The following is a 14560-nucleotide window of genomic DNA, read 5'->3' on the forward strand; positions in this document are numbered from 1 at the left end:
AGCTCGGCCTCGACAGCCAAGCCGAGCGTCCGGGCGACCGCCTGACCGGTGCGGCGGTTGTCGCCGGTCAGCATGACGCTGCGCACGCCGAGCCCACGCAACGCGGCGATCCCCCGCGCGGCGTCGGGCCGCGGCTCGTCGCGCAGCGCCAGGAGCCCGATGGGCCGTCCGTCCGCCAGGACCACGGCGACCGTCTTGCCCTCCTCCTCAAAGGCGGCGACGGTGTCGGCGGGCAAGTCGGCGGGCAGGGAGCCGGCACCACCCCGCTCGACGGCGTGGCGGGGGGAGCCGACCTCGATCAGGCGCCCGCCGACCACCGCCTGCACCGCGCGTCCCGGAACGGCCTTGCGGTCGCGGGCCGGGCGCAGCGGGACGCCGTCCACCGCCGCGCGCTCCAGGATGGCGCGGGCCAGCGGGTGGGCCGAGCCGCTCTCGACGGTGGCGGCGAGGCCGAGCAGCGTGCGCTCATTTCCGTCGAGCGGGACGATGTCGGTCACCCGCGGCTGCCCCAGGGTCAGCGTGCCAGTCTTGTCGAAGGCGATGGTCCGCACCTTGCCGATCGCCTCCAGCGCGGCGCCGCCCTTGATGAGCAGGCCCCGCCGGGCGCCCGCCGCGATCCCGGAGGCGATGGCCGCCGGGGTGGACAGCACCAGCGCGCAGGGGCAGCCGATCAGCAGCAGCGCCAGACCGCGGTAGATCCAGCTGTGCCAGTCCCCGCCAAAGGCCAACGGCGGCACCAGGACGGTGAGGACCGACACGGCGATGACGGCGGGGGTGTAGCGGGCGCTGAACCGCTCGATCCAGCGCGCGGTCGGCGACTTGGCGGCCTGCGCCTCCTCGACGAGCTGGACGATGCGGGCGATGGTGTTGTCCGACGCCTTGCGGGTGACGCGGACGCGCAGCACCCCGGTGGCGTTGATGCCGCCGGCGAAGACCGGGGAGCCCACGGACTTGGCGACCGGCACGGACTCGCCGGTGACGGGGGATTCGTCGATGTCGGACTCGCCCTCCTCGACCACGCCGTCGGCGGACACGCGGTCGCCGGGCCGGACCAGAACGAGCTGCCCGACCTCCAACCGCTCCACCGGCACCGCGCGGGCGCTCTCCCCTTCGATCAGCAGGGCGGTCCGCGGGACCAGAGCCGACAGCGCCCGGATGCCGGAACGGGCGGTCCCGGCGGCCACACCCTCCAGCAGCTCGCCGATGGCGAAGAGCAGGACGACCACCGCGGCCTCCTCCGCCTCGCCGATGAGCAGAGCGCCCAGAGTCGCCACCGACATCAGCATTTCGATGCTAAAGGGCGACCCGGAGCGGGCGAGCCGAACGGCGCGGCGCCCGAAGACCGCCAGCCCGAACAGGGCGGCGGGCATCAGGGCGACCTCCGACACCGCCGGCGCCAGCAGGGACAGCAGAGAACCGCCCCCGACCAGCAGGGCGATCAGGAGCGTGACGCGGCCCCGGCCGGTCTGCCACCAGCGGGGCTCCGTCGCGGCGGCGTTGTCGGTCGTCACCCCGTCGCCCTCGGACACCCGGAGCGTGTCGGCGGGCTCCACCGCGAAGCCGAGCCCGCGGATGGTCGCCTCGACCGTCGCGCGCGGCGTCGCCGCCTCGTCCAGCGTCAGCCTCAGGATTTGCGAATGGTGGTTGAGCCCGACGCCGGACGCCCCCGGCAGGCGGCGCAACGCCGTTTCGATCTTGCCGACGCAGCTCGGGCAATCCATGCCCGCCACCTTGTAGCGCAGGGCCTGCCCGGTGCCCGGCGCGGCGGCCTCCAAAGTCCTGTCCTGCATGATCCACTCCGACCGGCGGTGTGGCGCGCCGCGCCATTGGAGGGTGCGCGGCTGCCTGTCGTGCGCTACCATGGACCCTGGAGTTACTACAGGGTCAAGAGGGTTTGTGATGGCGAAACAGGAGCTGTCCATCGGCGCGCTCGGCAAGCTGACCGGCACCAAGGTCGAGACCATCCGCTTCTACGAGAAGATCGGCATCCTGCCGGCGCCCGCCCGCACGGCGGGCAACTACCGCAGCTACGGCCACGACCATGTGCGGCGGCTGACCTTCGTCCGGCGGGTGCGCGACCTCGGCTTCCCGCTGGAGACCGTCCGGGCGATGCTCGATCTCGCCGATCAGCCGGACCGCCCCTGCGGCGAGGTCGACGCGCTGGTCGTCGAGCAGCTCAACGAAGTGGAGCGGAAGATCGCCGATCTGGAGCGCCTGCGCGAGGAGCTGGACCGGCTGGCCCACCAGTGCCGGCGCGGCGGCCGGGTCGCCGAGTGCCGCATCATCGAGGCGCTGTCGCCCCATCACGAGGACGGCCGCTGCTGCCCGTGACCCGGCGGATTCCGCAGGCCAATAAAGACAATCCATGACCGGGAGCCGAGACATGGCCGCCGTTACCCGCGCGGATCTGGAAACCCATCAGGTCCCCGTCTATTTCGCCGCGGTCGCCGCCGGCCTGCTGAGCGCCGCCGTTCTGCCGGGCGACCTCTGGGACGCGGGGATCAACCCCGCCCTCGCCGCGCTGATCTACGTCACCTTTCTCCAGGTCCCGCTGGGCGACCTGCGGCAAAGCGTGACCAACACCCGCTTCCTGTCGGCCCTGCTGCTGGTCAACTTCGCGGTGGTGCCCTGCGTGGTCATCGGGCTGGTGTCGGTGCTCCCGGCGGAGCAGGCGGCGGTGCGGCTCGGCGTGCTGCTGGTGTTGCTGGCGCCCTGCATCGACTATGTCGTCGTCTTCACCCATCTCGGGCGCGGCGACGCGCGGCTGGTGCTGGCGGCGACGCCGGTGCTGCTGCTTGTCCAGATGCTGCTTCTGCCCGTCTATCTCGGCCTGTTCGCCGGGGAGGGGGCGGCGGCGCTGATGCGGCCGGGTCCGTTCATCGACGCCTTCGTCGGGCTGATCGCCGTGCCGCTGGCGCTGGCCGGGACGACGCAGGCCTGGGCGGCGCGCGGCGGTGCCGGAAAGGCCGCCGCGGACGCCCTGGCGTGGCTGCCGGTGCCGCTCATGGCGGTGGTGCTGTTCCTGGTCATCGCGGCGGTCGCCGCCGACGTGGCGGCCCAGGCGCGGGCGGTGGTCCTCGCCGTGCCGCTCTACATCGCCTTCGCGCTGGCGATGCCCTACGCCGGACGGGCGGTGGCGCGCCTGTTCCGGTTGGAGACCGAGGCGGCGCGGGCCGTCGTGTTCAGCGGCGGCACGCGCAACTCTCTGGTCGTCCTGCCGCTGGCCTTCGCCGTCCCGGACGGCGGGGCGCTGGTGCCGGCGGTCGTGGTGACGCAGACCCTGGTGGAGCTGGCGGCGATGCTCACCTACGTCCGCTGGGTGCCGCGCCTTGTGCCGGCGCGCTGAGCCGGAAAAGGCGCCTCACACCAGCGAGGCGCCGCCGCACACCACGATGCGCTGGCCGGTGATGCTGGCCGCCGCGTCCGACAGCAGGAAGGCGGTCAACGCCGCCACCTCCTCCGGCTTCACGAAGCGGCCGATGGGAGGCCGCTTCGGCTGCACGCCGGCGCGGTTGGGGTCGGCCAGCATCGGCGTGTCGGTCGCGCCGGGGGCGACGACGTTCACCGTGACGCCACGCGGCGCCTGCTCGATCGCCCAGGAGCGGGCCAGCCCCGACAGCGCCGCCTTGCTGGCCGCGTACTGGCCGCGCCCGGCCGAGCCGTCCGACGTGCGACTGCCGATCAGCACGACGCGCCCGCCCTCCGCCATGGCGGGGACGGCGTGCTCCACGAGCTGGGTCGCCGCCTCGACATGCAGTCGCCACATCGCCCGCGCGTCGGCCGTGGCGCTGTCCGCCTCGCCAAGCCGGCCGACGCGCAGGATGCCGGCGGCGTGGACCACCGCCCGCACCGGCGGCAGGCCGGTCAGTGCGTCGGCCAGCGCTCCGGCGTCCATCAGATCGACGGCGACGAAGCGCAGGGCCGGATGGTCGATGGCCGGGGCGGTGCGGCTCAGCCCCACCACCTCCCAGCCGTCGTCCAGCAGGCGAGCCGCGATGGCCGCGCCGATGCCGGAGCTGACCCCGGTCACCAGCGCCCGGCCCGGCGACGCGGGCCGCTCCACCTTGGAACGCTCAGCCATTGTAGCTCATCGCCTGGGCCTTCACCGCCTCGGCGTCGAAGGCGTTGATGTCGGCGATCAGGTCGTTGGTGTAGAAGCGCGACAGGTCCTTCGCCTCCATGCCGTTCAGCGCCATCTCGGTGGTGAACTCGTCCGGGTTGATCTGGCCCATCTTGAAGCCCGGATAGGGCGGCTGGTAGAGCTTGATGCGGCGGCTGACCGCGACCAGCACCGCCTTGACCGCCTCCTCCTCGCTGCTGCCGCGCGGCGCGGTCTCCGGGTAGAGCTTGAGGAAGGCCTTGGCCCCCGCCGTCGGGTTGGCGAGCAGGAAGGTCGAGGCCTTGGCCGCGGATCGGCCGAAGCCGACCATCAGCGCGCGGTCGGTCTTCAGCCGCTCGCGCAGCGTCATCAGGAACTGGCCGCCGATCATCGGCAGGCCCTGCGGGCGGGTCAGAATCTCGAAGGGGATGCCCGCCCCCTCGATCAGGCCGAAGCCGGTGTCGTAGTAGGCGAGCGCGTCGACCGCCCCGCGCTGCAGCGCCACGCCGGCCGGAACGCCGCCGCCCACCGCCGTCCACTTCACGTCGCGATCGGGATCGATGCTCAGATTCTTCAGCACGTTGCGGGTCACCGGGTACTCGGTGCCGCCGAAGTCGGACACGCCGATGTTCTTGCCCTTGAGGTCCGCATAGGTCTTCAGCGCGGAGCCCGGCTTCACCGCCACGTCCCATTTGTAGGGGTAGGTGTACTGGTAGAAGCTGATGGCCTCGCCCCATTCGCCCTTGGCGAGGATCGGCAGCGCGTAGGACGGCACGGCGATGCCGACCTCCACGTCGCCGCGGTCCACCGCGACCTGGACGTTGGCGTTGCCGCCCACCGCCATGCCCTTGACGGTGAAGCCCTCGGCGGCGTTGTAGCCCAGCGCCTCGCCGATCAGCAGGTTGATGACGCTGGCGTTCAGCGACTTCAGCCCGACGCCCAGCCGCACGGTGCGCGGGGCGGACTGCGCGAAGAGCGAGCGCGGGCCGAGCGCCATGGCGGCGGCGAAGACGCCGGCGGCCTGCAGGCACTGGCGGCGGGTGACGCTGAAAGTGGTCATGATGGTGTCCTCCCCCTTGATCGCGTTGTTTGACTTCAAGCTGTTCGGGCCGCGGCTCACTTGCGGCCGCGGTTGCCCCAATGGACGATGCGCTGCTCCAGACCGCGCACGATGCCGTGCAGCAGGATGCCGAAGGCGCCCAGGATGACCAGGGCCGCGAAGACGCCGGCAACGTCGGTCACCGCCTGGGCCTGGGTGATGACGACGCCCATGCCCTGCTGCGCGCCCAGGAACTCCGCCACGATGGTGCCCAGCAGGGCGTAGACCACCGCCATGTCCAGGCCGGCGAAGATGTAAGGGGCGGCGTTCGGCAGCTTGACGATGCGGTAGGTCTCGAAGCGCGAGGCGGAGAGCGAGCGCATCAGGTCGATCTTCTCCGGATCGACGGAGCGCAGCCCGGTGAAGCTGTTGATCAGGATCGGGAAGAAGGACAGCAGCCCGGCGATGGCGATCTTCGACCCGTCGCCGAAGCCGAACCAGATCACCACCAGCGGCGCGATGGCCACCTTGGGCAGGCTCTGCAGAGCGAAGGCATAGGGCATCAGCAGCTTTTCGATGGTGCGGCTCTCCGCCATCAGCGAGCCGAGCAGCAGCCCGAGCCCGCCGCCGGCCGCCAGCCCGATGGCGGCGTTCTTCAGCGTGCCCCACAGCGGCAGATAGTAGCCGAGCGGGTCGGAGGGCGACACCGCCAGACCGGACCACAGCGCCTTCCACACCGCGGCCGGCGACGGCAGGATGTAGGACGGCACGTCGAGGAAGCGGACGGCGAGCGCCCAGCCGGCGAACAGCGCCACCAGCCCCAGGCCGGCGATCAGCGTGCCGTTGACCGGGCGCGGCGCGCGCGGCGGGGATTCGGAGGCGGGGGCGGACTCGATGGTGGGATCGGCGACCGCCAACGTGATGTCGGGCTTGCTCATCATTCCTCTCCCTGTCCGGTCAGAAGCGCGCGGATCTCCTTGGCCAGCGCCGGGTAATCCGGGTGGCTGATGATGGTGTCGTTGCTGCGCGGGCGCGGGATGTCCACGGTCAGCTCGCGCAGAACCCGGCCGGGGCGCGCGGACATCACGATCACCCGGTCGGCGAGGAAGATCGCCTCGGAGATCGAGTGGGTGATCAGCATCACCGTCTTGCCGGTGCTCTGCCAGATGCGCTGCAGCTCCAGGTTCATCCGCTCGCGGGTCAGGGCGTCCAGCGCGCCGAACGGCTCGTCCATCAGCAGGATGCGCGGGTTGCGCACCAGGGCGCGGCAGATGCCGGCGCGCTGCTGCATGCCGCCCGACAGCTCGTAGGGGTAGCGGCCGCCGAAATCCTTCAGACCAGCGACCTCCAGCAGACGGTCCACGTCGTCCGCCCCGTCGGGCCGGCCGCCGCCGACACGCAGCGGCAGCGCCACATTCTCGCGCACCGTCAGCCAGGGCAGCAGGTTGGCCTGCTGGAACACCACGCCGACATCGCGCGACGGGCCGGAGACCGTCTTGGTGCCGAGCATCACCTGGCCGCTGTCGTAGTCGTCCAGCCCGGCCAGGATGCGCAGCAGCGTGCTCTTGCCGCAGCCCGACGGGCCGACGACGCAGACGAACTCGCCGTCGGCGATGTCGAGGTTGATGTTCGACAGCGCCTGGACCCGGCCGGCGGCGTAGGTCTTCTTCAGGTTGCGGATCTGGATCAGCGTCGGTGCGACCGGCCGCAGGCCGGCGATGGGCGCCATCTGTGTCGCTCTCATGGGCATGCTTCCTTCCCCTTTATCGCCCGCTGCCGGATTCGACCCAATCGGTCGGCAGTTCGGTGTACTTGATCGCCTGCCGGAAATAGGTGAAGGCGATGCGCAGCCGGCCGTCCGGCGTCTGGAGAATGGCCGGGTAGGAGAACTCCCGGTTCAGCTTCTCCTTCGAATTGTTGGTCATGCAATAGCCGTCGCCGACCTCCAGGTCGCGGCGCAGCGGCCAGGTCACCCCGCCGTCGGCGGACAGCGCCAGGGTCAGCGGCGCGCGCGGCGCCCCCCAGAAGGCCGTCCGCCCCTCTGCCGGAGATTCAACCGCGGGCTCGGCGGCCGGTTGAGCGGCGGGGCTCGCCGCCTCGCCCGCCTCTTCGATGTCGTCGTACAGGCCCAGCCGGCGACCGGTCGCGTCGGCGGCGCTGGCGTGGTTGTAGACGATGGCCAGCCGCCCGTCGGACATGGCCGTCACCTGGATGGAGGAGTTGTTGTTGGGCAGCTCCGTCGGCTCCGGCGCGGTCCAGGTCCGCCCGCCGTCGCTGGACAGGCTGCGGTAGACATGGTCGGCCCAGCGGCTGCGGTAGAAGGCGGCCAGCCGCCCGTCCGCCAGCGGCACGATGTTCATGTGGACGCAGCCGGTGCTGCCGGGAACCGCATGCTCCGTCCAGGTCCGGCCGCCGTCGCTGGAGATGCGCACGGCGCTGGTGTCGTGGTCGCCCACCCAGGCGCGGCCCGGCGTGCCGTGGCACAGGAAGGTCGGCAGCAGCCAGTCGCCGTTGTCCAGCACCACCACCGGCTGGCGGATGAAGACGCCGGTGTGGCCCTCGGCCTCGAACAGGGTGCGCACCGGCCCCCAGCTCCGCCCCTGGTCGGCCGACACGCGGCAACGCACGATGGCGGTGTCCTGGTGGCCGGAGATCTGGGCGGTGTACATCAGCCACAGCGTGCCGTCGGGCGCCGGGAACAGGACCGGGTTCTGCTCCGACCGGCCGGGATCGTCGGACAGTTTGACCGGCGCCTCCCAGCGGTCGCCGCCGGCCGGCAGGCGGGCGACGTGGATGGACACGTCGGGAATGCCCTCCTGCGTGCCGCCGAACCAGGCGCACAGCAGGTCGCCGTTGGGCAGCAGCGCCAGATTGGCGGCGTGGTTCTGCACGCAGGGCGACGGCAGGTAGGCGTCGATGCGGCGGGGATCGCCGGCCGCCGGAACCAGCGGGCCGCGGCGCTCCGGCGCCGGCGGCGGAGCGGCCTGTTGGGACAGGGTGGATGCGGTGGTCATGGTCGTCACTCCTGCGAACCGTCGGCGGCCTCGGCGTAGCGGGCGGCCAGGGTGGCGATGGCGCGGTCGGCTTCCTCGTCGATCAGCACTGGGCCCCGGCTGTGGCCGACCTCCGGCATCGCGTGGCAGAGCGCCCGCTTCACCATGGAGGGCGGGAAGCCCAGCGCGTAGAGGTCCTTGCGAAGCTGGCCGAAATGGGCCTGGGCGGCCTCGGCGGCCTCGTTCTCGTCCGCCATGAAGGCGGTCCAGATGCGGTTGAGCGTCAGCGGCGCGACGTTGCCGAGGCCGGAGACGCAGCCGGCGGCGCCGTTGCGCAGCCCGTGCAGGATCAGCGAATCCGGGCCGACCATCACGTCGAAATCGTCACGCTCGCGGGCCACGGCGAGGAAGCCGTCCAGGCTGTCCTGCGAGCCGGCGCTGTCCTTGATGCCGACGATGTTGGGGTGGTCGGCCAGGGTGCGGGCGGCTTCCGGGGTCAGCGTGTTCCCGGTGCGCGCCGGGATGTTGTAGAGGTAGAGCGGAACGGTCAGCGCGTCGGCCACCCGGCGGTAATAGCCGACCAGCTCCTCCTGCGAGCAGGCGATGAAGGACGGCGTGATCGCCGACACCGCCTTGACGCCCAGCCGGGCGATCTCGCGGCCGAGCGCGATGGTCTGGTGGGTGGAGATCTCGCCGATGTGGGCCAGCACCGGCACGCGGCCGGCGGCGGCCTCCACGCACAGCTCGGCGGCGCGGCGCTTCTCGTCGACGGAGAGCGCGTAGAACTCGCCGTTGGTGCCCGCGCAGAAGACGCCGTTGCCGGCCGCCGCCTGCCGCGCCACCTGCCGGCGCAGCGCCGCCTCGTTCATCCGCTCCTCCGCGTCGAAGGGGGTGACGACGGCGACGAAGGGTCCTGTGATCTTGCTCATCGCATCTACCTTGGGCGTTTCCTGGGGGCTTTTCTTAGGGGGTCCGGCTTCGGTCCGGACCGTCGTCAATAGGCGGCCGTCAGTAGGCGGCGCGGTACATCGCCAGAATGTCCTCGCGTTCGACCGGGCGCGGGTTGTTGTCCAGCAGGCGGCGGATGGCGTGCGCCTCCTCGGCCATGCGGGGCAGATCGTCCTCCGGCACGCCGAGGTCGGAGAGCGACATGGTGCAGCCGAGCGACAGGCACCAGCCGTGGGTCGCCTGAAGGACCGCCGCCGGTTCGCTGACCGGCTTCAGCCCCAGCGCCGCCAGCACCCCGGCCGTCTTCTCCGGCACCGCCGGGGCGTTGAAGGCCAGGACATGGGGAAAGACCAGGGCGTTGGCGGCGCCGTGCGGCACATGGTGGCGGGTGCCCAGCGGGTAGGCGACGGCGTGGCCTGCCGCCGTGTTGACCGGCCCCAGGCAGAAGCCGCCATAGAGCGAGGCCAGGGCCAGACCGGCCCGCGCCTCGCGGTCGGACCCGTCGGCGACGGCGCGCGGCAGCCAGCGCCCGATCAGCCGGATGCCCGCCAGCGCGTAGAGGTCGATGGCCGGATGGGCCTTGCGGTTGGTGTAGGCCTCGACGCAGTGGGCCAGCGCGTCCACACCGGTGGCGGCGGTCACCGCCCGCGGCACGGTCATCGTCAGGTCGGGATCGACCACCGCCAGATCGGCCAGCATATGCAGGCTCTGAACGGCGATCTTGCTGGCGGTGGCCGGGTCGGTGACCAGGGCGCGGGTGCCGGCCTCGCTGCCGGTGCCGGCGGTGGTCGGCACCTGGGCAAGGGCGGCGCGCTTGGCGCGGACCCGTTCCGCCCCGGCGACGTCGGCGAGGGTCTGGCCGCTGCCCGGCAGCACCGCCGCCAGCTTGGCCAGATCCATGGCGCTGCCGCCGCCGAAGCCGACGACGAGCTGCGGTTCCGCCGCCTCGGCCACGGCCAGCAGGTCGTCGAGGTTGGCGGTGTCGGGCTCCGGCTGCACGCGGTCGAAGACCGTCACCGCGCCCGGCAGGTCGAGCAACCCGACGCGGGCGGCGTTGAAGGCGTCGGCCGCCACCAGCGTGCGGGCGATGCCGTTCTCCCGCGCCCAGGCGCCGACCGAGGCGACGAGACCGCCGCCGAACAGGACGCGCGGGGGCCGGACCAGCTCGATGGGAGCGAACATATCCGGCGGGGTGGCGTGGATGGACTCCGTCATGGCGGGTGCTCCTTCCTCAGACGGCTTGGCGGCGGGCGGCGGCCAGTTTCTCGGCGTAATCGATGGCCTCGATCAGGCTCAGCTCGTTGGCGATGCCCTTGCCGGCGATGTCGAAGGCGGTGCCGTGATCGACGGAGGTGCGGATGATCGGCAGCCCGAGCGTGATGTTCACACCGCTCAGCGCGTCCCACCGGCCGGTCGCCGGATCGACGTGGAAGCCCAGCAGCTTGACCGGAATGTGCCCCTGGTCGTGGTACATGGCGACCACCGCGTCGAACTGGCCGGCGCGCAGCTTGACGAACACCGTATCGCCCGGCACCGGCCCCACCACGTCCAGCCCCTCGGCCACGCAGCGCTCGATCACCGGAGCGGTGATCTCGATGTCCTGCCGGCCGAACAGCCCGCCTTCCCCGGCGTGGGGGTTGAGGGCGGCGATGGCGATGCGGCGACGCTCCAGCCCCAACCCGGCCAGCGTCTCGTCGGTGCGGTCGATGACGTAGCGCAGCCGCTCCGGCGTCAGGCGCTTCGGCACGTCCTCCAGCGCAATGTGGGTGGTGACGTGGCTGACCCGCATGTTGCCGTGGGCGAGCATCATCACCGAGCCGCGGGCGCCGGTCAGCTCGGCCAGCAGGTCGGTGTGGCCGGCGAAGTGGTAGCCGGCCTTGTTCATCGCCTCCTTGTTCAGCGGCGCCGTGACCAGCCCGTGGATACGCCCGGCCTCGGCCAGCCGCACCGCGCGCTCCACCGCCAGATAGGCGAAGCGGCCGCCGTCCACCGACAGCTCGCCGGGGCGGATCGGCTCGCCCTCCGGCCCGGCCTGCAGGCAGGCGAGCGCCGGCCACTCCTCGTCCGCCGTCACCTCGGGGAAGGCGAGGTCGCTGCCCAGGGCCTCGCGCGCCGCCATCAGCGCCGGGTTGCTGCCGATCACCAGAAGCCGCAGGCTCCCGGCGTCCAGCCGCTCCTTCAGGCGGGCGCAGGCCTTCACGATGATCTCGGGTCCGACGCCGGCCGGATCACCCATGGTGATGGCCAGATGGGGGGTCATGCTCGTTCTCCTCGATGCGGCCAGGGCGTGCCCTGGCGCGTTGGTTCCGAGGCCGCCCGGTCCGCGTCGGGGGAGTCCCCGCGGATCAGCCGGCGCAAAAGATGGGGGTCGCCGAAGGCGCCCGATTTGGAGACGACGCGCACCCCGTCCCAAGCGCCGCCGCGCAGGGTCGAGCAGGGCACGCCGGGCAGAAGGGCGCCGTCAAGGTCGAGGCGACCGGCGCCGAGCGCTTGGCAGAGCGCGCGCAGCGTCTCGCCGCCCGACACCAGCAGGGTCGCCGGCGGGACGAGGCGGCGGGCCAGCGCGCCGAGCTCCCGCCCGATGCGCTCGGCCGCCGCGTCGCGCGCCAGCCCGTCGGGCAGGCCGAGGCGGACCAGCGCGGCGCCGCGCTCCGCCAGACGCGCGGCCACGCGCGCCGCGGAGGCGGTCCCGCCATCCGGCAGGACCAGAACGTCGCCGCCGCAGGCGTCGAGCTGGACCATCGTCACCGGGTGGTCGGTGCCGAACAGTCCCAACAGCGGCCGGGGCAAGGGATTGGGCGACGGCGCCGGTCCGCGACCGGTTTCCATCACCGCCGCCAGGGCCGCCGCCAAGCCGCCGCTGCCGCACCACAGCACCCGTCCGGGCAGGGCCAGCCCGGTGGCCGCGATGGCGGCGAGGTCGGCGTCGGTCTCGGCGTCCCACAGGCTGACGCCGGGGGGCACCGCGTCGCCGGGACGGCACAGCCGCACCCGCTCGCCCTCCGATTCCAGAGCCTTGGTCAGATCGGTGGCGACGGGCGTCCAGCCGTCCGCGCCCGTGACGTGCTGGCGGACCTGCTGGCGGCCGCCGCGCGTCACCCGCCCCTGGAAGGGAAAGGCCGGGGCGACGATGCAATGGTCCGGACGGTCCACCGCCATCCAGGCGGCGATCTCCGCCGCGCCATGGCCGCGCAGCAAACTGTCCAGCTTGGCGAAGCGCAGCGCCGCGCCGCCCGGAAGGCGGGTCGCCAGAGCCGCCACCCGCCGCCGCGCCGCCGCCGCGTCGCCGATGTCCCGCGTGCCGGTGTCGAGCGCCACCGAGGCGCCCGCCGCCAGACCGGCGGGAACGCCCTCCCAGTGGACCGCGACCGGCCCGGCCGGGCCGGCGAAGGCCGCCGCGCTGTCCAGCGCGCCGGTCAGGTCGTCGGCGATCAGGTGAAGCGGCGGCATGACGTTCCGACCCGTTGTTCAAGGCGGGATCATTGAGACACACAACAAACTACCTGTCAACATGTTGTAATGTTGATTGCTGGTTTTTCGCTTGAACCACCCGTCCGAATGGGTTTACATCTTTACAAGTTGACAGGATGCCGCAGGAGAAAGCCGTATGGAGTCACGCGAACGGGGGCTGGAGGACGGCGCGTCGCCGATGCCCGGGGATGGCGAGGGCCACGCCGCGGCGCGGGGGCGCCACACCCCTCTCGTCCAGCGCGTCTATCAGCTTCTGCTGACCCAGATCAGCGCCGGCGACTACCAGCCGAACGAGCGTTTGCCGGGGGAGAACGAGCTCGCCACGCGCTTCCAGGTGTCGCGCCCCATCGTGCGCGAGGCGCTGCGCCGGCTGCGCGACGAGGGGATGATCTACTCGCGCCAGGGGGCCGGCAGCTTCGTGCGGGCGACGGTGGAGGAAAGCCGGCCGCTGCTCGGCTACGCGCCGGTGGAGACCATCGCCGACATCCAGCGCTGCTACGAATTCCGCCTGACCATCGAGCCGGACCACGCCTACCACGCCGCCCTGCGCTGGAACGACGCGGCGCTGTCGAACATCGTCTCGGCGCTCGACCTGATGGCCGACGCGACGCGCGCCCACCGGCACCGGGACGACGCGGACTTCGCCTTCCACGCCGCCATCGCGGACGCCGCGAACAACCACTATTACGCGTCGTCGATGCAGGCGCTGAAGGACCACATCGCCGTCGGCATGAAGTTCCACGGCTCGTCCCTGCTGGGGCCGAGCGGCGGGCTGTCCCACGTTCTGGAGGAGCACCGGGGCATCTTCGAAGCCATCCGCAGCCGCGACGCCGACACCGCGCGGGCGCGCATGCGCCGGCATCTGGAAGGGTCGCGCGACCGCGTGTTCGAGGGACGGGTGCTCGACCTGTCCCTGTGATCCGGGAACCCTGGGTCCCGTCCCCCTGTCATCACACTCGCCCGCCCGCGCCGGTAATGGCACTCTGGGAGGACCGGCGGACAGCGGATAGGGTGTGTGGACCGTGCTTCACCATGACTTGGCGACGCTTCGGCTGTTCGTGAAAGCCTGCGAGCTGAAAAGCCTGAGCCGCGCCAGCGAGGCCCTGAATCTCGCGGTGTCCGCGGCCAGCCGGCGCATCCGGCTGCTGGAGCACGACGCCGGCATGCCGCTGCTGAAGCGGCGCCCGCACGGCATCGAGCCGACCCCGGCCGGGCTGCTCGTGCTGCGCTACGCCCACGACATGGTGTATCTGGGGGCGCAGCTGGAGGCGATGCTCGCCGAATACCGGTCCGGCGTGCGCGGCCATGTGCGGGTCTACGCCTCCTCCTCGGCGCTGGTGGAATGCCTCGCCGCCGACCTCTCGCGCTTCGCCGCCGAGAACCCCGGCATCAAGCTGGAACTGGAGGAACGCCCGAGCGCCGACACGCTGGACGCGCTCTACCGCAAGAAGGCCGACATCGGAGTCATCGTCGGCGGCCGTGGGACCGAGGGGCTGGTCCGCTACCCCTATGCCAAGGATCGGCTGTGGGTGGCGCTGCCGCGCGGGCACCGTCTGGCCGACCGGTCCAGCCTGCGCTTCGCCGAGCTTCTGGACGAGGAGCATGTGGCGCTGGAGGGCGGGACCGCCGTGCACGGCCTGCTGGCCGAGCGGGCGCGGGCGGAGGGCCGCTTCATCAAGGTGCGTGTCCAGGTCCGCAGCTTCGAGGTGATGTGCCAGATGATCAGCCTGGGGCTGGGCGTCGGCGTCCTGCCGAAGCGCGCCGTGCTGCCGCTGTCCAACGCGCTCGGCGTCGAACTGGTCGCCCTCGACGAGGACTGGGCGGAACGCAGCTTCGAGATTTGCGTTCGTTCACCCGACGCGCTGGATGCGCCCAGCCAGCGGCTTCTGGATTTCCTGCGGGAACAGGCGGTGCCGAAGCCGTGATTTCGAGAAATTCGAAATCAGGTGTGTCGCAATTGTTCTTCTAGGCAACTGTGCAGACCCTCATCATCAGGTCCGGCGATGAGGG

Annotated in this window: 14 protein-coding genes; 4 read left to right on the forward strand and 10 right to left on the reverse strand. The window is 72.0% G+C overall.

From position 1 onward, the window contains the following. Positions 1–1790: heavy metal translocating P-type ATPase (locus tag ACWPN5_RS29330; protein WP_492298994.1), on the reverse strand; the 1790-nt coding region annotated here is incomplete at its 3' end. A 109-nt stretch (positions 1791–1899) separates the two neighbouring features. Here ACWPN5_RS29330 and ACWPN5_RS29335 point away from each other — a divergent pair. Next, positions 1900–2331, forward strand: a complete 432-nt coding sequence (locus ACWPN5_RS29335) for a MerR family transcriptional regulator (RefSeq protein ID WP_145683735.1) — start codon at positions 1900–1902, stop codon at positions 2329–2331. A gap of 52 nt (positions 2332–2383) precedes the next feature. Next, entirely contained in the window at positions 2384–3346 is a 963-nt protein-coding gene (locus tag ACWPN5_RS29340) for a bile acid:sodium symporter (RefSeq protein ID WP_492298996.1), read from the forward strand. A 15-nt stretch (positions 3347–3361) separates the two neighbouring features. Here ACWPN5_RS29340 and ACWPN5_RS29345 read toward each other — a convergent pair whose 3' ends face one another. The 9 genes from ACWPN5_RS29345 to ACWPN5_RS29385 all read right to left on the reverse strand — a co-directional run bounded on the left by ACWPN5_RS29345 (position 3362) and on the right by ACWPN5_RS29385 (position 12529). After that, positions 3362–4081, reverse strand: a complete 720-nt coding sequence (locus ACWPN5_RS29345) for an SDR family oxidoreductase (RefSeq protein ID WP_492298998.1) — start codon at positions 4079–4081, stop codon at positions 3362–3364. After that, positions 4074–5159, reverse strand: coding sequence for an ABC transporter substrate-binding protein (locus ACWPN5_RS29350; protein WP_492298999.1), 1086 nt, complete (start codon positions 5157–5159; stop codon positions 4074–4076). Before ACWPN5_RS29350 ends, ACWPN5_RS29345 begins: the two co-directional genes overlap by 8 nt. Before the next feature lie 56 nt (positions 5160–5215). Beyond that, positions 5216–6076: an ABC transporter permease gene (locus ACWPN5_RS29355; RefSeq protein ID WP_109138944.1), complete on the reverse strand. Its 861-nt coding sequence runs from the start codon at positions 6074–6076 to the stop codon at positions 5216–5218. Beyond that, positions 6076–6882 carry an ABC transporter ATP-binding protein gene (locus tag ACWPN5_RS29360; RefSeq protein ID WP_247883135.1) on the reverse strand — a complete coding sequence of 269 codons (807 nt, stop codon included), beginning with the start codon at positions 6880–6882 and terminating at the stop codon, positions 6076–6078. The genes ACWPN5_RS29355 and ACWPN5_RS29360 overlap by 1 nt, the downstream gene beginning before the upstream one ends. 19 nt (positions 6883–6901) lie before the next feature. After that, positions 6902–8152: a sialidase family protein gene (locus tag ACWPN5_RS29365; protein ID WP_492299002.1), complete on the reverse strand. Its 1251-nt coding sequence runs from the start codon at positions 8150–8152 to the stop codon at positions 6902–6904. Positions 8153–8157: 5 nt separating this feature from the next. Then, a complete protein-coding gene (locus tag ACWPN5_RS29370; RefSeq protein ID WP_492299004.1) occupies positions 8158–9060 on the reverse strand; it encodes a dihydrodipicolinate synthase family protein in 903 nt (300 codons plus the stop codon). A 79-nt stretch (positions 9061–9139) separates the two neighbouring features. Then, on the reverse strand, positions 9140–10294 hold the full coding sequence (locus ACWPN5_RS29375; RefSeq protein ID WP_492299006.1) for an iron-containing alcohol dehydrogenase: 1155 nt from the start codon (positions 10292–10294) through the stop codon (positions 9140–9142). Positions 10295–10310: 16 nt separating this feature from the next. After that, complete coding sequence (pdxA, locus tag ACWPN5_RS29380) at positions 10311–11339, reverse strand: 4-hydroxythreonine-4-phosphate dehydrogenase PdxA (protein WP_145683720.1); 1029 nt, start codon at positions 11337–11339, stop codon at positions 10311–10313. Then, complete coding sequence (locus ACWPN5_RS29385) at positions 11336–12529, reverse strand: four-carbon acid sugar kinase family protein (RefSeq protein ID WP_492299008.1); 1194 nt, start codon at positions 12527–12529, stop codon at positions 11336–11338. The genes pdxA and ACWPN5_RS29385 overlap by 4 nt, the downstream gene beginning before the upstream one ends. A gap of 157 nt (positions 12530–12686) precedes the next feature. On the opposite strand from ACWPN5_RS29385, the gene ACWPN5_RS29390 reads away from it, so the two are divergent. Both ACWPN5_RS29390 and ACWPN5_RS29395 read left to right on the forward strand, forming a co-directional pair. Then, complete coding sequence (locus tag ACWPN5_RS29390; RefSeq protein ID WP_145683715.1) at positions 12687–13469, forward strand: FadR/GntR family transcriptional regulator; 783 nt, start codon at positions 12687–12689, stop codon at positions 13467–13469. A 103-nt stretch (positions 13470–13572) separates the two neighbouring features. Next, complete coding sequence (locus ACWPN5_RS29395) at positions 13573–14475, forward strand: LysR family transcriptional regulator (RefSeq protein WP_492299010.1); 903 nt, start codon at positions 13573–13575, stop codon at positions 14473–14475. Positions 14476–14560 lie beyond the last annotated feature (85 nt).

The organism is Azospirillum sp. UENF 211521, assembly GCF_058780535.1.